Genomic DNA, 17230 nt, shown 5'->3' on the forward strand with positions numbered 1-17230 from the left:
TTCATACCGCGAACCCCCCTTTCGTCGAGGTGAACCCGATGGCATCCGTCTCCTGGTTGTTGCTGGCGCTCGGCGCCAACCCCGTCGCTGCTCCGGCCGCGGCCCAGGCTCCGGCCGACCCCAAGGTCGCGGTGGCCACGGTGCTGGACGATTGGCACCGCGCGGCGGCGGTGGCCAACGAGCCGCGCTACTTCTCCTTCTTCACGCCGGACGCGGTCTTCATGGGCACGGACGGCGAGGAGCGCTGGACGGTGGACCAGTTCCGCGCGTGGTCGAAGCCCTACTTCTCCAAGGGCAAGGCGTGGTCGTTCAAGTCGGTGTCCCGCAACGTGTTCTTCTCCAAGGACGGCCAGGTCGCCTGGTTCGACGAGGCGCTGGACACGCCCAACCTGGGCCCCGCGCGCGGCAGCGGCGTGCTGGTGAAGGACGCGGCCGGCTGGAAGATCGCCCAGTACAACCTCTCCGTCCCCATCCCCAATGACTTGATGGGCGAGGTAACGAACCGCATCGCCACGTACTCGAAGGCCAAGGCAGCCACACCGCCCGCCCCTGCAAGCAAGCCCGCGCCGAAGCCCTGACGCATGCCCGCCTGCGTCATGCCGGGCTTCATGACAGAACCATGACAAACGCATGGCGGAGCTGAGGCCCTCCGCCATTTCCTACGCTGTACGTTGGAGTCCTTCGCCGCGCTGTACCGGAGGCCCCAACGCATGCGTGTCATCACCCCCGACCTTCTCGTCGCGGCCGTGACGGAACTCTCCCGGGGATCGAAGCTGGTCCGACTGAAGGACGTTCAGGCGTGGTGTGAGTGGAACGGCGTGGACGCGCAGGGAGACGGCCTGCGGAACCAGGCGCTCTGGGAAGCGGAGCGCGCCGAGGCCCAGGGTCAGCGCCGGCTGCTGAAGTTCAAGAGCGGCGAGTGCAAGCAGTCCCGGCTGGGCTGGGCGCTCATCCCCCACGGGACCAAGGCGCGCGAGCTGGCCACGGACCTGCGCTGGTGCGAACAGGCGTGGAACGGCATGGACTGGGAGTGGGTGGGCGGCGTCGCGCCCGTCCCCGAGCGCCGTCCCAACCGGACGCGGACCGAGGAGCAGGCGCCCGCCTCACCGTGATCCCGGGGCGTGCAGGAGCACCGCGCCCCGGTGGCTTCAGACCGCGTCCTGGATGTTGTTCAGGTACGTGTCGATGCCGTGCTTGCCATCCAGGGCGAACACTTCGCCGTTCCCGGCGGAGTCGAAGGTGTGGATGGTGGCTCCTTCCGGATACTGGGTGGACGGGCCGCCGTTGAGGATGCCGATGCCGGGGAAGAGGCCGGACGCGATGCCGCTCACGATGTCCGTCACCGGGTTGAACGCGTGCGTGCCCAGCCACGTGGGCACGGGGTCCTGCTTGTTCACGTAGAAGGTGTACTTGGGCCCGTCCGGGAACGTCTTGCCCGCGCCCGCGAAGGTCGAGACGTTGATGTTCCCGAGCAGCGCCTCGCGCTTGTCGCGGTTGCCGTCGCCGAAGACGGGCAGGTTCCCCCAGAAGCCGCCCATGTCGTCCTTGATGCGGTTGTCCACGTCGCGCAGCGCGCTCGACACGATGGCGCCACCCTGGCTGTAGCCGGTGACGTTGACCTTCTTGCCCGCCTGCAGGTCCCGGTAGATGGCGTCCGCCAGCGTCTGGGCCGCCTTGTTGTCGCCAAGGCCCAACCGGTCCATGCCCGTCTGCGTCACGTCCGCGGGCAGTCCCTCCGTGGCGTTGTAGATGGGCACCACGTTGGTGCCCGTCTCGTTCGCCAGCTTCTGGGCCTCGCCCGTGGCGTTCCCGTCTCCCTGCGGCTGCGTGAGGATGCCGTTGACGTGGTACGTCGTCGGCGTCGGGGAGGCGATGGGCTTCTCCGGCTTGAACGGCGGCACCTCCGACACGGAGAACTTGTCCGGCGGGTAGGCGTAACCGTCCGAGCCCAGGTACATGCCGTCGTAGGTCTTCGGATCCGCGTTCGAGTCGATCTTCAGCGCGCCGCGAGCCACCTTCGTCGCGTCATCCAGCTGCACCGTGCCGGCCTGCACCGTGCCCGTGTTGGACTGGATGGGCGGCAGGTTCGCGTTGCCAGAGCTGGAGGACTGGGCGCTCTTCGCCTCGAAGACGTCCTTGGCCGCCAGCGGGCGCGCGAGCGCGTTCTTCGCCACGGGGCCGGACTGTCCCTCCACGGCGCGCGGCGTCACCTGCCGGACTCCGCCTCTTCCCACTCCGTCGATGGACATGTCCCGGACCTTCCGTGCTCGCGGTTCGAGAAGGTTATCGGGAGATGAGAGAAGGAGTTGTGCCCTGGGAGCGGATCCACCGCTAACCGTGGAGAGCGCCAGCCTCCAGGAGGTCGAGCGCGTATTGGCGGCAGGCGGGGGGACGCGGCGGTTCGGGAGAGGCCCCCTCCTGCCGCGCGAGATGGAACGCGAGGTGCCGCTCCAGCACATAGGAGTAGCTGCCACCCACGAACGCCAGGAGCAGGAGGGTGAGGTCCTCCCGCTTTCCCCGCCGCGAGAGCGCCCAGACGGCTTCGTCCGAGCCCAGGGGGACCTCTCGGTTCCGCACCTGTCCCCGGTCTTCGAGCGCGTCCACGATGACGGGATGGCCCTCCTCGACAGCCACTTCCCCCAGCCAGCGCACCGCCTCCGCGCGGAGCGAGGGCTCGTCGTCACGCGCGGTCCACCGCAGCTCGAACAAGGCGCCGGGCTGGCCTTCGCGAGCGAGCCCTGCCTCCGCGCGAATCCTCAGCGCGGGATGGCGGGCCTGACGCAGGGACATGAGCCGATCCCTCCAGCCATCGCCGGATTCCCTCAAGGCCAGCAGCCCCTCGATGGCGAAGCATTGCGCCACCGCGTCGGAGCCATGCAGGGCCTCCAGGAACACCTCCCGGTCGCCAGGCGCTGGCGCCAGGACCCGGTGGTGCAGCAGGACGCGGAACAGCGGTGCGTTCTCCGGGCGGGTCATGGCCTCTCGTCCCCAGTGAACGTCGCCCGGTCGCGCGTGCCCCAGGAACTGTTCCAGCAAGGTCCGGCGGAATGCCTCCGTCAGCTCCGGGTCGTCCAGCCAGCGTGGCAGCAGCGGGTGCGCGTCCGTCCATGCGCCGAGCACCGCGGCGGCGTGTGAGAGTAAATGGGGCGGTGGCTGGGCGCGCACGACGTCCTCCAACCGCCGGAGCAGTCTCTCCGGACCGAAGTGGGAGAGCAGCAGTGGCAATGGCAACCGCAGCGTCTCCGCGGCATGTCGAAAGGCCTGGGGGTGCGGCGCCGTCCACCATGCGATGGCTTCCGGCGTGAGCATCCTGAAGAGGAGCTCCCGCGCTTCCGCCGTCGGTGTTCGCAGTTGGCGCGACACGAACGCCTGGGACTCGGGATGGGGCGAAGTGGCGACCGCCACACGCAAGTGCAGTCGAAGGTCCGCCTCCACCTCCTCCGGCGAGAGTCGCGCGAGCTGTCTGGCCCAGCGCGCGTGCATCCAGTTTTTCAGCGCCGGAAACAGGCCAGGAGGGCGCCATCGCTCATGGGCGAGCGCGTTCGCCAGGGAACGCAGTGGAATGCGAAGCAGGGAACGCCTGGCATCGGCGAGGGCCTGGTCCGTGCGAATCAGGAGCAGGAGGTCGTCGAGCGCGGGGGCGTAGGGGTCGTGGGTGATTTCGCCGCATGCCTCCGCGATGGAGGCCTCCAGGAGCCTGACGAGTTCGGGGCCCGACATGTCGAGTCCCAGCCGCAGGCCAGCCCTCAGGGCGCTGACCCGGATGGGGTAGCCTGCCGTCCGGTCGAGGAGCAGCGCCTCCAGGAAGGGAAGTTGCTCCTGCCCACCGAACAGGCCGAGCAGGTCCAGCAGCTTCTCCCGGACGGGGTCTTCCCCTGGTGAGAGGGATTGCAGGTGTTCGTGAACCTGCATGCGCATGTTCTCGCGCGAAGACCATGTCAGCACTGGCAGGGAAGCCAAGGTGGACGCCGGATTGGGACCGGTGGGCGAGGCCGGCTGCGAGGGTGCAGGCTTCACGACAAGGCTAAGCCAGCCTGGAATCGCCTCGCAAGCCAGCGCCCCGTGTCAGGGCAGGACGCTGACGTGGATGCCCGGCGTGCGGCGCTCCGTCGCGCGCTCCACCACGCGGCCCAGACGCAGCAGCAGGTGCTCTTCGTAGGGGCGCCCCATGAGGTGCACGCCCACGGGCAGGCCCGCGCGGTCGAAGCCCGCGGGCACGGAGAGGGCAGGGCAGCCGGTGAGGTTCGCCAGGCGGATGAAGCGCATCAGTGCGTCCACCACCGGCAGGTTCGACTCTCCGGCGGGGAGCGTCGCCTCGGGGATGGCGGGCGCGGTGCTCGCCGTCGTGGGCGTGACGATGACGTCCACGTTCGCCATGAGCGCCAGCAGCTCGCGGGTCAGCCGGTGCCGGTGCCGCAGCGCGTGGATGAGGTCCGTGGCCCGGAAGTGACGCCCCAGCGCCAGGTTGGTGCGCGAGTCGAGCCCGAACACCGACGCGCGAGCCTTCACCTGCGGCAGCATCGCCTCCGCCATCTCACTCAGGATGATGCAGCTGTGCGTCCAGAGAATCGTGTTCAGGTCCGGCGCGGGCAGCTCCACCACCGTGGCGCCCGCGTCGGTGAGGGCGCGCACGGCCTCGCGGCAGCGAGCGACCACGTCCGCGTCCGCGTCTTCAAGATAAGGCGTGCAGATTCCCAGCCGGACGCCCTTCAACGCGCCGTCTTCATAGCCAGACAGGTGATGCGGAGGTTGCTGCCGGGCGACGACGTCGTGTCCATCCGGTCCGGCCACAATCGCATACGCCGCCGCGACGTCGTCGACGGTGAGGCCCAGGGGGCCCACGTGCGCCACGTTCCAGCACAGCGGTGGCACGCCCGTCTCCGGGATGCGGCCCCAGGTGGCCTTGAGCCCGACGATGCCGCACAGCGCGGCGGGGATGCGGATGGAGCCGCCGCCGTCCGCGCCAATGCTCACCGGGCACAGGCCCGCCGCCACCACGGCCCCAGAGCCGCTGGAGCTGCCTCCGGTGATATGGCCCCGACTCCACGGGTTGCGCGCGGCGCCGTGGTGCGGGTTCAACCCGATGGGGTTGATGCCAATCTCCTGCATGTTGGCCTTGCCCAGGATGACCGCGCCCGCGGCCTTCAGCCGGGCGGCCACGGTGGAATCGGCTTGGGCCGGCTCGGTGCGGAACGTGGTGCCCAGCGTCGTGGGGAAGCCCGCCAGGTCCAGCTCGTCCTTGATGACGACGGGCACACCGTCGAGCACGCTCAAGGGCATTCCGGCGCGCAGCCGCTCCGCGGACGCCTCCGCGGCCCGCAGCACCTCCTCCGGCTTGCGAGCGATGAAGAGCCCCAGGCGGTCCGCGCCGCCGTCCAGCCGTTCAATCGCCTCGTGGACCTTGCGCGTCACCGCCACCGGATCCGTGCTCCCGTCCCGGTAGGCGCGAGCGAACGCCGCGACCGTCTCCTGCCTCGGCGTCACGGGCGACGCGGCGGCGGCGCGCGCGGCCTGCTCCACCGGTGTCTGTGATTCGGAAGGCGGCGCACCCGGGGGCAGCGGGTACTGGATGGGCGGAGCATCGCCGGCGGACAGCTCGCGCCACTGCTCGATGCCGCTGTCCCGCATCAGCTTCTCCATCAGTGCCGGGCCCACGCCGCCCCGCTCCAGCGTGTTGACCATGGCCTTGAGGGCCATGCCGGAGAGTCGCGGAGCCTTCACCGGAGCGCGTCGGTAGGTCATGACCCCCGAGCCTACACCCCATGCACGTCCACGCATCAGGTCGTTCCCTGCGCCTGAAACAGCTCGTAGATTCAAGTCATGCCCAAGATTGCCAGAGGCACCCGCCCGAAGCGCTTCAACCACTTGTCCAAGACGGAGAGTCAGGCGAGCGTCGCCACCCTCTCCGAGCGGATCCGCACCGAGTTCGCCCGGGTGCTCTGCATCCGCAAGACGCGGCGGGTGGAGGATGAAATCAAATACAACATCCACCCGAGGTACAAATACTACCACCTGGGCATCGACGCGGTGGAGCCCTCGCTGGACAAGAACTACTGGCACGCGGCGTTCACCGTGCTGCAGGGGCTGCCCATCCAGGAGTACGACTCCTTCAAATGCCCGGGGGTGGTCATCAGCAACCAGGCGGAGCTCGCTGGCTGGGGAAAGGGGGACCTGGGGCTGCCCACCAAGAACGTCCTCGAAACCCAGTACCCCGGCGCGTTCCCCCGCACCGCGGCGCCGCAGGCCAATGGAAAGACCCTGGGGACCTGGGATCTGGTCAGCGCGAAGCTCGTGGAGATGCGGGAGCGGGTGAATGGCACCCGGCCCGACGTCAGCTCCACTGGAAAGCAGCGCGGTGTGGAGCGGAACATCGTCCTGGACGACGGCACTTCGTTCCCGAGCGGCGTCATCAAGGCGCCCTACCTGAACGCGGCCTCCATCCCCTACGGCGAGGCCCAGGTGCACTACCTCCCCGAGCACGTCCTGGGAGTCTACGCGGAGCTGCTGAGCCAGCAGCAGATCACCGCGTATCAGCAGGCGGACAACGCGCGCACGGCGGAGGTCGCCCTCCAGGACGCCGTGGAGGCCATCCGGGGGGCGCTGGACCTGCGCTTCTACCTGAAGACCACCTGCAAGATGGCGGTGCCGCTCGTCGAGTACTCCCTGGGCGCCGTCACCCTCCATGCATCGCCCAAGGCGCTCATGACGGCGGCCGAGGCGAAGTGCCCCGCGGCCGTCATCGAGGCTGTGAAGGCGAAGATCCCCATTGGCATGTATGGCGATGACGCCTGAGCGTCAGTGGCCCGTGGGGGACGGAGGCACTTCCGTGTCGAAGATCTTGTCCGACCCCGGCTTGCCAAACACCATCGTCTGATGGGCTGGCGGGAAGACGGTGCCCGGGACGTGCATGCCGGACGCCTCCCAGTAGTGTCCGGAGGCATCCGTCGGCAGCACGAGCTTGGTGCCCAGCGCGCCGGAGGCCGCCTGGAGCACCTCGTAGCAGGTCCGGCAGGGCGTCTTCACGCCACCGATGAACGCGGGGGATGACTCGCTCAACAGTCCCGCCGCGTCCAGGTTCATGAGGATGGGATAGAACATCTGCTCCGCGTGGATGTCCTTCTTCGTGAAGGTCCCGCGGCCCTGCTCCGGCACGACCAGGTAGACGCGGCCCGGAGCCACCGCGGGCGCCGTCCAGGCCGTGTAGTCGTCGCCGTTCTTCGTGATGGTGAGGAGTTCGTGGTTCGCGCAGTTCAACGACGCCCGGAGCTGCTTGAAGATGTACTTCCATTGATATTGGAAGTACTCCGAATAGGCCGCCTCGGTGTTCGAGACGAAGGCCGCCTTGTAATCTGGCAGTCGATCCGTGTGGGACTTCTTCAGGTTGCGCTTGGAGGAGTTGATGGACCCCGCGCCCGTCTTGCCAATCTTGATCTGCCCAATCAGCGCCTTGAGCGTCCCGTGCGTGCCCAGGGAGTTCTCCAGCTCCAGCCCATAGGAGTAGTTGTTGGAGGAGATGAAGAGCGAGCCGTGCGCCCACATGGCCTGGAGCTCGACGGGGTTCATCGAGTCTCCGCCGAAGTCGATGGTGTAGAGCAGCGTGCACAGCCGCCGCATGAAGGAGTTGGGGCCCAGCTCGCGGTAATCCCAGACGGCGTCGCGGCCGACGATCTTCGCGGCGTTCACCACCGTGGGGGCGGACTGGCTCAGACGGGGATAGCTGGTGCTGTTGACCGTCTCCCGGTGGGTCAGCAGGGTCTTGTATTGGTTGAGTGACACCACCCGGCCCGGGTGCGTGGTCGTCGTCTTCGGGTTCTGTGCATTCGACAGTGCCCCGAACTTCGTGTCGTAGTCCTGCCGCCGCCTCTTCACCTTCTGGTAGGCCCGCTCGGTGTCGATGCGCGCCTTGGCGTCATCGTCCTCCACGGGCTTCACGCTGAAGGTGGGGACCTCGTCCTGGAAGCCGTCGTCCAGCCGCCGCCGCTTGAGGTTCAGCACCGCCGCGTCCGGAGCGATGTCGAGCGAGCCGCTGACGTCGTGCCGCGCCGGGTTGAGCAATCCGGCCTTCTTGCGCTTCTGGGCCTTGTTGGCGTCCGTCGTCAGCGGGACGAAGAAGATGGAGTGGTTGTGTCCGCACGTCGGGCAGTCCGGACGGTTCGCCTTCTCATCCGAGTAGGTGCTGGGCGCGGAGTACATCCACCGGCCCTTGCAGTCAGCGCAGCCGAAGAAGAAGGCCATCGTCGACAGCTTGTCGACCTTGCTGCTGCCGCCTTCCTTCGTGCAGTGGTTGCACGTCGGCATGTCGCCCGGCAACTCACTCTCCAGGAAGATGCCGCTGGTGTTCAGGCACTTCTGACACTTGAAGTAGTAGAGCATCGTCCACCCTGGGGGAGCGCCAGAAGCCGCATGATATATTACGCGGCGTCATGAGCCCGCGCCGCCGAATCCTCCCCCTCGTCGTGTGTCTGCTGGCGGTCGCTACTGGCTGCAAGAAGGAGGCGCCGGCCGCGCCTTCCAAGCCCGCCATCGGCCTGGTGCTGGGGCTGGGAGGCCGGGGCGACCACGCCTTCAATGACTCCGCCCTGCGGGGACTGGAGCAGTGGGCCGGCGGAGTGAAATACGAGAAGGCTGGATATCAGGACACCACCGCGTCCGAGCGGAAGGCCTCGCTGGCGCCGGACGTCGCCGCGCGCGGGTGGGAGATGATTCCGCTGGGCATCACGCCGGTGGTCCTCCAGAGCCGCGTGGCGGAGGACTACGAGCCGAACCTCCAACTGCTCGCGGAGCAGCGCGTGTCGCTGGCGATGGGCGTGGGCTTCATGCTGGAGAACGCCGTGGAGACGGTGGCCCGGCGCAATCCCTCACTGCCCTTCCTGTTGGTGGACAGCCCGTTGCTGGACGCGCAGGGCCGGGTCATCACGCTGCCCAACGTGCGCACGGTGGTGTTCCGCGAGGAGGAGGGTTGCTTCCTCGCGGGCGCCCTGGCCGGGCTCGTCACGAAGACGGGCCGGGTGGGCATGGTGGGCGGGATGAAGATTCCCCTGGTGCAGCGCTACGAGGCCGGCTTCCGCGCCGGCGTGGCCGCGACGAACCCGAACGCCACGGTGCTGGTGAACTACACCGGCAGCTTCACGGACTTCGCCCTGGGCAAGCAGGTGGGGCAGGACCTGTTGCTCAAGAACACGGACGTCATCTTCGCGGCGGCCGGCGTGGACGGCCTGGGGGCCATCCAGGCCGTGAAGGAGGCGCGCGAGGCGGGCAAGACCGTGTCTGTGATTGGCGTGGACTCCGACCCGTCCCACCTGGCGCCGGAGGCGGTGCTGTCCGCCGTCGTGAAGCACGTGGACCTGGTGGTGTACGAGGCCATCCGCGAACAGCGCCAGGGACGGTTCCAGGGTGGGAATGTCTCGCTCGGGTTGAAGGAGGGCGGCATGGGGCTGGCTCCCGTGCGGCTGGACTTCCCGGGCAAGGACGAGGCGCTGCGCACGGTGGAGGCGCTCAAGGCCCGCATCATCTCCGGGGAGCTGAAGGTGCCCACACAGCCGGTCCCCGCCGGGACGGCTGGCGCCAATCCCTGAGCACAGGCGCCTGCTCGGACGACCGGAGGGAAGGGGGGCGGTCCAGCCTTGTGCTGCTGCCCGGCGCGCACGCCGCGTCCACCCTCCGGCCAGGAGGAGTCCCCCATGGCCATTGCCCAGAAGATCGTCACCAACCTGTGGTGCAACAACAACGCGGAGGAGGCTGTCGCCCTCTACACGTCTGTCTTCAAGGACTCGAAGGTCCTGAACGTCACGCACTCCACGGACGCGGGCCCCCAGCCCAAGGGCAAGGTGCTGACCATTGAGTTCGAGCTCGCGGGACAGCGCTTCGTCGCGCTCAACGGCGGACCCGGTGTTCCCTTCACGGACGCCATCTCGCTGAGCGTGGACTGTGAGACGCAGGCGGAGCTGGATGAGCTGTGGGACAAGCTCATCGCGGGCGGTGGCAAGCCGGTGCAGTGCGGCTGGCTCAAGGACCGCTTCGGGCTGTCCTGGCAGATCGTCCCCACCTATATGCAGCAGGTGTTGCTGGATCCGGACGAGGCGAAGCGGGCACGCTGAGCCGGAGATTCACGGCTCGCGTCGCTTCAGCTCCAGCTGCGTGATGGGGAGCGGCGCGGCCAGGTGGCGGCAGCAGTGATCACACCCACGGCGGCAGGGCCACCCGTCGTGGGCACCGGAGATGTCGGCGGCACGCGCTTCCACGCGTGCATAGACGGCCTCCAGCGCGCGACGCGCTTCGTCGGAGCGACTTTTTATCGCTCCTCCGGCACTGGCGCATTCGGCCTTCGGAGCGCTACGCCCCGGCGGTCCAGCCGCCGTCGATGTCGATGACCTGCCCGGTGGCGTACGCGCACGTGGCGAGGAAGTACGCCGCGTCCGCCATGTCGTGCACGGTGCCCGGCTTCTTGAGGGGCACCTTGCTCACGAGCGCGTCCAGGAATGCGCTGACCTGCTCCGGCGGGACGCCCCAGTCGATATCCGTGTCGCGCGTCAGCCCTGGGGACAGGACGTTGACGCGGATGCCCTTGGGCGCCAGCTCCACGGACAGCGAGCGGCCCATGGCGTTGACCGCGCCGCACAGGCCCGCGCCGCCCGAGTAGTTCACCAGCGCAGTGTGACCCGCGATGCCGGAGCACAGGATGATGGCGCTGCCCGGGGCCATCTTCGGCACCGCGTAGTGGCATGCGGAGAGCTGGCCGAAGAAGCGGTCGTTGAAGAGGGCCCGCCACGACTGCGAGGGCACGCTGTCCACCGCGCCGAACACGGCGCCACCCGCGCACGTCACCAGCAGGTCCACGCGAGGCACGGAGTCGATGAGCCGCTTCACCTGCGCGTCGTCGCCCACGTCGGTGACGACGCCCCGGGCGCCCCGGCCAATCTTCGCCGCCGCATCCTCCAGGCGCTGCTGCCGGCGCCCGGCGATGACCACCTCCGCGCCCTCGCTGGCGAAGCGCTCCGCGATGGCGAAGCCAATGCCCGTGCTTCCGCCCGTGACGACCGCGATCTTCCCGTCCAATGCGCCCATGTGTGTGCCTCCCTGGAATGACATACGGACGGCCTGGGAGCGGCTGGCAGTTGCCCCTGCTTCATCCTCGGTGGAGCACCCGGGCCCACAGGCCTGACGGCGAGTCTTGCTGAGAGGACTGCCCGGTCGCCATGGCCTGGCGGGGCAGGGCACCTGGGTGAAGCCTGGGCCGTGCGCGACACCCCCGGACCGGGGTAGACACACGGGATGTCCGCCCTGCTCGACAGCGGCGTGCGCCAGGGCGCGGAGGTTCGCTGCCCCGGGTGCATCCGCTTCATCCCTGCTGATGCCGCGTGCCCGCATTGCCTCTGTGGTGCCATCCCGCCGGAGCGCTATGGCTCCGCGCGGGCTTTGGTGAAGTCTGGCGTGGACCGCTTCTCCCTGGCGGCCCGCACCGCCGCGCTGGAGCCCGCCCAGGTGGCGGTGCTGGAGGCGCGCTACGCACGGCAGTGGGGCGCGGTGCAGCGCCTGTCCGAGGACGCCCGGCGCATCGAGCCCCTCCTCATCCAGCGCGGCTTCGTGCGGGAGCTGGAGGACGCGTGGGCGGTGATTCTGCCCATCGAGGAGGCATCCCTGGAGGAGATGCTCGCGCCCTTCAGTCCCATGCCGGACTCGGTGGAGTGGCTGGCGAGCAAGTCCCCGGATCCGACCCTGCGCCTGCTGGCGTCGCTCGCCTGGGTGCATCAGGGCACCTGGTCGCAGGAGGCGCGCTTCTCCGTGCGCAACCAGCTGCTGCACGGCGAGGGCCGCGTGGCGGTGGAGGCCATGCTCGCGATGACGCGCTGGCGCAGCGGCCTCTTCCCCCGTTTGAACCAGGAGGAGCGCGAGCGGATCCGCACCCTCGCCCTGGGCGTGCTCGACGTGCCGGAGCTGTCCTCACGCGCCGCGGTCGCCTGGGTGCGCGCGTCGCACGAAGCGCCGCCGGACAATGTCTCCACCGCGCTCCGTCGGGGCCTGTATGGCATGGACCCCGACGTCCGCTTCGAGTGCGCGCTGTGTCTCCACGACGAGGTGGAGGTGGCCCAGGCGCTGGACTCTTCCGATGCGGACCTCGCCGCCTTCGCGCGGCGCACCTTGAGCCAGTGGGGCTCACGCCGGCTGCTCACGCGCCTGCAGCGGGATGGGGACGCGGCCTTCGCCAAGGAGGTCCTCCGCGAACTTCCCACCCCTCCACCAGAGGGCGCCCTGGAAGCGCTGCTCACCGTGTCGCTGCGCACGGTCGGGTCGCTCGCGGACGAACTGCTCTCCTTCGCGAAGCGGCGCCCCTTCCGCGAATGGGGGCTGGAAGACCAGCGGCGCTGGGCCCGCTGGGCGCGCTCGGTGCTGAGCGACCTGCCCGCGGAGACCGCGCTCGACTTCTTCAGCTGGGCCGCCACGCCTCCCCGCGACGACCCCGAGCCCCCCGAGGAAGAAGAGTCCGAGGCGATGTGGGCCTTCCTGGAGGAGACCGTTCACGCCATCGACCGGGGCGCGAAGAAGGACCGCACCGAGTGCTTCCAGGACTCCTCGTTCGCGCGCTTCCTCCACCATTCGGGCGTGGACGAACAGCGGCGGCTGAACGACTGGGCCCGCGACCCGAACAGCGGCGAGGCCCTGTTGGAGGCGTTGCTCATGTTCCCCTCCAGGGCCCGGAACCTGAGCCTCATTCCGGAGCGCCCGAGCACGGAGAAGCACCCCGACCCCGGTCACTTCGGCCGGCTGCTGATGGCCGTCTGGGAAGGGCCGGGCCAGCACCTCCTGGTGGCGCCGCTGACCCGAGTGGTGCGTTCCTGGAGCTCCCTCACCGGAAGCGAGCTGTTCGTCGAAGCCGTGTGGAGGCGCTTCCAGTCCCATCCCGCCGAGCGCGCTCCCCTGCTCACCGCCTTCGCTGCCTGGCGAGACCGTCTGTGGGAGTACCAGTGCGACGTGGAGCCGGACGCGCTCGTGCGCTTCCAGACCTGGTGGCGCGTGGATCCGGAAGGGCTCTACCGCCAGACGGAGCAGCTGCTGGACCGAGTCCCGGTGGACGCGCTCCCCAAGAGGCTGCGCGCCCTCTGGGACGCGGCGGAGGAGTTGGTGGGCACGCGCCCGCGCACGGCGTCCCTCTCCGTATCGAAGGGCGCCATGGCGCTGCGCAACGGGCTGGAGTCCCGCGACGTTCACGTCCTCGATGTCCTGGACGCGGAGCTGGAGCACTTCGAGTCGTGGCTCCCTGCCTTCGAACAGCGCGTGCTCGCCACGCCGTCTCCGCAGGAGGAGTCCAACATCCACCGCGACTTCCTGGACGACACGCACAGCGCGCTGCGGATGATGCGCGAGCGCCGCGAGCGCAGGCGTGAAGACGAGGAGCGCGAGCGGCAGCGCGCCATCGATCGACAGGTGGCCGAGTCCCGCCGCCGCGACCAGGAGCGCCAATTGGAGGCCCAGCGCCGCGAGGCCGAAGCGCTCCGGGCCCGGCAGGCGGTGGAGCGCGAACAGCAGGAGACGCTCTCCCGCGTGAATGCGCAGCGCCTGCTGGTGACGCTCCAGCCCCGCGTGCCGCTGAAGGACGTGGACCGCGAGGTGCTCTTCCCGGAGTCCGCCTTCCCCACGATTGTGGACTACGCGCGGATGATCAAGGCGATGCAGCAGGGTGGGGACGTGATGAAGCTCTTCGAGACCCTGGGGCTCACGCCCGCCACCTGGGCCGCGCAGGCCACCGCCTGGGGACAGGTGATGGTGGGCCGCATGGAGCTGGGCATGCGCTTCGGGGAGCTGCTCGGGGCGCCCTGGGAGTGATGTCCCCGGGCGCCTGGAGTGGGGGCCTGCCGCGCTACTGCGCGGTAGCGCCGCCGTCGAGGACCATCTCCGCGCCGGTCATCAGCTTGGACTCGTCCGACGCCAGGTAGACGACGGCGTTGGCCACGTCGTCCGGCTCACCGAAGTGGCCCATGGGGATGCCCTTGAGCATGCGCGCGCGCGTCTTCTCCGCCTGTCCACCGGCCTGGGCCAGCGCCTCCACCATGGCGGTCTCCACGTAGCCGGGGTGGATGGAATTGCAGCGGATGCCGTAGCCCTTGTAGGCACAGTGCAGCGCAATGGACTTGGACAGCATGCGCACGGCGGCCTTGCTGGAGCAGTACGCGGGGAACTGCGGCACGCCCACGAGCCCCGCGATGGAGGAGATGTTGATGATGGAGCCCTTGGCCCCGCACTCCTTCATCACGCGGATGCCGTGCTTGCAGCCAAGGAACACGCCGTCCAGGTTGACCGAGTGCACGAACCTCCACTCGTCCAGGGACATCTCCTCCACGTCCTTCACGATGCCCATGCCGGCGTTGTTCACGAGCACGTCCAGCCGTCCGAACTTCTCCACCGTGCGCGCCAGCGCGCTCACCCACTGGTCCTCGCGGGTGACGTCCAGCGGGAGGAACAGGCCGGCGTCGCCCAACTCCTCCGCCACCGCGCGGGCCTCGCCCTCGCGCCGGTCGGTGACCACCACCTTCGCGCCCTCGCGCGCGAGCATCCGTGCGGACGCGGCGCCCAGGCCCCCCGCGCCGCCAGTCACCAGGACCACCTTGCCTTCGACTCGCTTCATGGTCGTCGTTCCTTCATGTGAACGGCGGGTGCTTCACGCCGTGGGGTTGGGGGTGAGGAGAATCTTCCCGTTGCGGCCCGGCTCCAGCGCGCGCTTCACCGCGTCCTGGATGCGCTCCAGCGGATAGGTGCCGTCCACGGGCGCCTGGAGCGTGCCCACGGCCATCAGCTCCGCCAGCCGCGCGAGCGTGGCGTTCTGCTCCTCGCGAGGGGCATCGCGCAGCCAGCGCGTCAGCCAGAAGCCGCGCAGGGTGACGTCCTTGAAGATGCTGGCCGCCGCGGACAGCATGGGGCCCTTGCCGCTCATGGCGCCGTAGTTCACCAGCGTGCCGCCGGTGGAGAGACAGTCGCCCACGCGGCGAGCGGACTCGCCACCCACCGCGTCGATGCCCAGTCGCACCTTCGCGCCGCCGGTGGCCGCGCGCACCTGCTGGGGCAGTTCGTCCGTGTCCAGCAGCACCACGTCCGCGCCCTGGGCCTTGAGCTCGTCGGCCAGCTCCTGGCGGCGCACGACGTTGACGGTCTTCAGGCCCATCACCTGCGCCAGGGTGATGAGGTAGCGGCCCACCGCGGAGTTGGCGGCGTTCTGCACCACCCACTCGCCAGGCTGGAGCGTCACGAACTGACGCAGCATCAGGTAGGCGGTGGGCGGGTTGATGAGCAGCATGCTCGCCTGGAGCAGGTCCAGTCCCGGCGGCACGGGCAACAGCTGCGCGGCGGGCGCGGTGAGGTGGGTGCGCCAGGTGCCCGCGCCCAGCGGGAGGAACACGAGGTCGCCCACGGCCACGGTGTCGGAGCCGGACACCTCCACCACGCGGCCCACGCCCTCGTTGCCGGGCGTGGCGGGCAGCTTGGGCAGCACGCCGTATTCGCCGGACAGGGTGAGCAGGTCGGACGGGTTGATGGGCGTGGCGAGCACGGCCAGCCGCGCCTCGCCGGGCTTCAGCGGCGCGGGGGACTCCTCGGCCAGCTGGACGACGTCGGAAGGCGGCCCGAAGGCCGAGAAGCGCACTGCTTTCATGGCATTGCTCCCGCGCTGTGAAGGCGGCGCCACCCTAACCGCCTTCCGCCCTGCTGCCGAGCGTGCGCTGTGGTGCCACGCGCGGTGTGCATCCGCTGGTGGATGGATCCGCTCCGCCTGCATTCCCGTCCCGGGGGCGCGGCGCTCTGTCCACCCCCAAACGCGAGAGGAAGGAGGCTGACGGTCGGCGACGATCGGGCCTCGCCACGACGCTGAGGGCTGCACAGGTTCTGAAATGGACCCCTCGGTGGGGCGGGTGGGGACGGGCGAGGAGGGCGAGTGTGAGCAACGTGCACCGCGAAGGGGCCCTGGCCGGGCCGGGGGCCGTCGCAAGGGAGGGGCTTTCCGCCTCACCGTGCGTCTGGAGACGCAGGCTGCTGACGGTACTCAAGCCGGTGTTCGCGATGGGCGGCCTGGGCATGCTGGGGACCCTGGTGCACAAGGCCGGCGCGGGCGAGCTGAAGACCACGCTCCTGGATGCGCTGCCGCTGCTCCCCTGGGTGGTGTTCATCGAAATGGGACGGCAGGCGTGCGACGCCACGGCGACGCGACTGTCCTATGGCGCGCGTGCACGGCAGGTGCCGTTGTCGGTGTTGGTACGAGCGCAGCTGATTGGAACCGCGGTGTCGAGCATGGCGCCCGCGGGCCGAACGGCGGCGGAGGCGACGAAGGCCACGCTGCTGACGCCGTACACGGGAGGCGCGGCCGCGACGGCGGCGGCGGCCACGTCGCAGTCGGCGTCGCTGGGAGCCGGAGGGCTCATCTCCTTCCCGTGCGCGCTGGCGGCATATCTGATGACGGGCTGGAGCACGTTCACGGTGGCGATGCTGGTGCATGGCGTCGTGTTGCTGCTCGCGTCGCTGGGCGTGCGCGCGGGGCTGCGGGCGAAGCGGCTGGGCGCGTGGATGCGCAGGCGGTGCGGGAAGTGGGGCGAGCACGCGGAGGCGTTCCAGGCATCGGTGTGCGCCGGAGGGCTGTGTCCGTGGCGGCCGATGCTGGCCTTCCTGGGCAGCCGCGTATTGCAGGTGATGCAGTACGCGGTGCTGGCGCACGCGGTGGGCATCGACGCGTCGGTGGTGCAGGCGCTGTTCACGCAGGGGCTCTACCTGGTGGCGCTGGCGATGGGCTCGCTGGTGCCGGGGCAGGTGGGCGTGACGGACGGGATGTTCTCGCTGGCGGCGGGAGCGATGGGGACGACGGCGGCGAAGGCGATGTCCATCGCGCTGCTCGCGCACACGGTGCAGGCGGTGTTCGTGCTGGTGGGAGCGCTCACGCCGCTGGTGTGGCGCGCGAAGGCGAAGGTGGCGGCCGCCGCGCCGGTGGTGCCGCCCGTGCTGTCCGCGCCCGTGTACCGCTAGGCCCTGGCAGCTCCAGGTTCCGTCTTCACGGATGAGAAGGCGAGAGCCCAGTGGGGCCTCGCTGGCGGAGTCGCACCGTAAAAACCTGTCCGACAGTCGGACAGGTTTTGAAGGACCGAAGCCCGGAGCCGCCGCTTCACCCGAGCAACGGAAACCTGTCGGACAGTCGGACAGCTTTTGAAGAGCCGCGGCCAGGGCCCCTGGTCCACCCGAGCGGCGAAAACCTGTCCGA

The 17230-nt window shown here is 69.5% G+C and carries 14 protein-coding genes; 7 read left to right on the forward strand and 7 right to left on the reverse strand.

Annotation, left to right across the window (positions count from 1 at the left end; genetic code table 11):
• Positions 1-38 precede the first annotated feature (38 nt).
• Entirely contained in the window at positions 39-578 is a 540-nt protein-coding gene (locus GTZ93_RS03020) for a nuclear transport factor 2 family protein (protein WP_121752088.1), read from the forward strand.
• Between the two features lie 132 nt (positions 579-710).
• Entirely contained in the window at positions 711-1112 is a 402-nt protein-coding gene (locus GTZ93_RS03025; protein ID WP_126934703.1) for a hypothetical protein, read from the forward strand.
• A 36-nt stretch (positions 1113-1148) separates the two neighbouring features.
• On the opposite strand, the gene GTZ93_RS03030 is transcribed toward GTZ93_RS03025, so the two are convergent.
• The 3 genes from GTZ93_RS03030 to GTZ93_RS03040 all read right to left on the reverse strand — a co-directional run bounded on the left by GTZ93_RS03030 (position 1149) and on the right by GTZ93_RS03040 (position 5742).
• Positions 1149-2249 (reverse strand): PE-PPE domain-containing protein, encoded by a 1101-nt coding sequence (locus GTZ93_RS03030; RefSeq protein WP_139919937.1) that lies wholly within the window; start codon positions 2247-2249, stop codon positions 1149-1151.
• Positions 2250-2331: 82 nt separating this feature from the next.
• Positions 2332-3918, reverse strand: coding sequence for a HEAT repeat domain-containing protein (locus GTZ93_RS03035; protein ID WP_139919936.1), 1587 nt, complete (start codon positions 3916-3918; stop codon positions 2332-2334).
• 147 nt (positions 3919-4065) lie between these two features.
• Positions 4066-5742: an amidase gene (locus GTZ93_RS03040; protein ID WP_139919935.1), complete on the reverse strand. Its 1677-nt coding sequence runs from the start codon at positions 5740-5742 to the stop codon at positions 4066-4068.
• Between the two features lie 78 nt (positions 5743-5820).
• On the opposite strand from GTZ93_RS03040, the gene GTZ93_RS03045 reads away from it, so the two are divergent.
• Positions 5821-6792 (forward strand): hypothetical protein, encoded by a 972-nt coding sequence (locus GTZ93_RS03045; RefSeq protein WP_139919934.1) that lies wholly within the window; start codon positions 5821-5823, stop codon positions 6790-6792.
• Between the two features lie 3 nt (positions 6793-6795).
• On the opposite strand, the gene GTZ93_RS03050 is transcribed toward GTZ93_RS03045, so the two are convergent.
• Positions 6796-8373, reverse strand: a complete 1578-nt coding sequence (locus GTZ93_RS03050; protein WP_139919933.1) for a hypothetical protein — start codon at positions 8371-8373, stop codon at positions 6796-6798.
• Between the two features lie 50 nt (positions 8374-8423).
• On the opposite strand from GTZ93_RS03050, the gene GTZ93_RS03055 reads away from it, so the two are divergent.
• Both GTZ93_RS03055 and GTZ93_RS03060 read left to right on the forward strand, forming a co-directional pair.
• Positions 8424-9575 carry a BMP family lipoprotein gene (locus GTZ93_RS03055; protein ID WP_161662638.1) on the forward strand — a complete coding sequence of 384 codons (1152 nt, stop codon included), beginning with the start codon at positions 8424-8426 and terminating at the stop codon, positions 9573-9575.
• A 105-nt stretch (positions 9576-9680) separates the two neighbouring features.
• On the forward strand, positions 9681-10097 hold the full coding sequence (locus GTZ93_RS03060) for a VOC family protein (protein WP_139923253.1): 417 nt from the start codon (positions 9681-9683) through the stop codon (positions 10095-10097).
• Positions 10098-10332: 235 nt separating this feature from the next.
• Here GTZ93_RS03060 and GTZ93_RS03065 read toward each other — a convergent pair whose 3' ends face one another.
• Complete coding sequence (locus tag GTZ93_RS03065; RefSeq protein WP_120578223.1) at positions 10333-11064, reverse strand: SDR family NAD(P)-dependent oxidoreductase; 732 nt, start codon at positions 11062-11064, stop codon at positions 10333-10335.
• A 207-nt stretch (positions 11065-11271) separates the two neighbouring features.
• Between GTZ93_RS03065 and GTZ93_RS03070 the strand changes: the two genes are divergently transcribed.
• Complete coding sequence (locus GTZ93_RS03070; RefSeq protein ID WP_139923255.1) at positions 11272-13821, forward strand: hypothetical protein; 2550 nt, start codon at positions 11272-11274, stop codon at positions 13819-13821.
• Between the two features lie 34 nt (positions 13822-13855).
• Here the strand turns inward: GTZ93_RS03070 and GTZ93_RS03075 are convergent, their stop codons facing one another.
• Complete coding sequence (locus GTZ93_RS03075) at positions 13856-14620, reverse strand: glucose 1-dehydrogenase (protein ID WP_139923257.1); 765 nt, start codon at positions 14618-14620, stop codon at positions 13856-13858.
• Positions 14621-14653: 33 nt separating this feature from the next.
• The gene (locus GTZ93_RS03080) at positions 14654-15640 is read right to left on the reverse strand and encodes a zinc-dependent alcohol dehydrogenase family protein (protein WP_139923259.1); all 987 of its coding nucleotides are present in this window, start codon (positions 15638-15640) and stop codon (positions 14654-14656) included.
• A 281-nt stretch (positions 15641-15921) separates the two neighbouring features.
• Between GTZ93_RS03080 and GTZ93_RS03085 the strand changes: the two genes are divergently transcribed.
• Positions 15922-16998 carry a lysylphosphatidylglycerol synthase domain-containing protein gene (locus GTZ93_RS03085; protein WP_180946163.1) on the forward strand — a complete coding sequence of 359 codons (1077 nt, stop codon included), beginning with the start codon at positions 15922-15924 and terminating at the stop codon, positions 16996-16998.
• Positions 16999-17230: the final 232 nt, after the last annotated feature.

Source organism: Corallococcus exiguus (assembly GCF_009909105.1).
In the GTDB taxonomy this organism is placed as follows: Bacteria; Myxococcota; Myxococcia; order Myxococcales; family Myxococcaceae; genus Corallococcus; species Corallococcus exiguus.

Coding starts and splice junctions, on each gene's coding strand:
- GTZ93_RS03020 (WP_121752088.1), top strand. CDS start 39: ATGGCATCCGTCTCCTGGTTGTTGCTGGCGCTCGGCGCCAACCCCGTC.
- GTZ93_RS03025 (WP_126934703.1), top strand. CDS start 711: ATGCGTGTCATCACCCCCGACCTTCTCGTCGCGGCCGTGACGGAACTC.
- GTZ93_RS03030 (WP_139919937.1), bottom strand. CDS start 2,249: ATGTCCATCGACGGAGTGGGAAGAGGCGGAGTCCGGCAGGTGACGCCG.
- GTZ93_RS03035 (WP_139919936.1), bottom strand. CDS start 3,918: ATGCGCATGCAGGTTCACGAACACCTGCAATCCCTCTCACCAGGGGAA.
- GTZ93_RS03040 (WP_139919935.1), bottom strand. CDS start 5,742: ATGACCTACCGACGCGCTCCGGTGAAGGCTCCGCGACTCTCCGGCATG.
- GTZ93_RS03045 (WP_139919934.1), top strand. CDS start 5,821: ATGCCCAAGATTGCCAGAGGCACCCGCCCGAAGCGCTTCAACCACTTG.
- GTZ93_RS03050 (WP_139919933.1), bottom strand. CDS start 8,373: ATGCTCTACTACTTCAAGTGTCAGAAGTGCCTGAACACCAGCGGCATC.
- GTZ93_RS03055 (WP_161662638.1), top strand. CDS start 8,424: ATGAGCCCGCGCCGCCGAATCCTCCCCCTCGTCGTGTGTCTGCTGGCG.
- GTZ93_RS03060 (WP_139923253.1), top strand. CDS start 9,681: ATGGCCATTGCCCAGAAGATCGTCACCAACCTGTGGTGCAACAACAAC.
- GTZ93_RS03065 (WP_120578223.1), bottom strand. CDS start 11,064: ATGGGCGCATTGGACGGGAAGATCGCGGTCGTCACGGGCGGAAGCACG.
- GTZ93_RS03070 (WP_139923255.1), top strand. CDS start 11,272: ATGTCCGCCCTGCTCGACAGCGGCGTGCGCCAGGGCGCGGAGGTTCGC.
- GTZ93_RS03075 (WP_139923257.1), bottom strand. CDS start 14,620: ATGAAGCGAGTCGAAGGCAAGGTGGTCCTGGTGACTGGCGGCGCGGGG.
- GTZ93_RS03080 (WP_139923259.1), bottom strand. CDS start 15,640: ATGAAAGCAGTGCGCTTCTCGGCCTTCGGGCCGCCTTCCGACGTCGTC.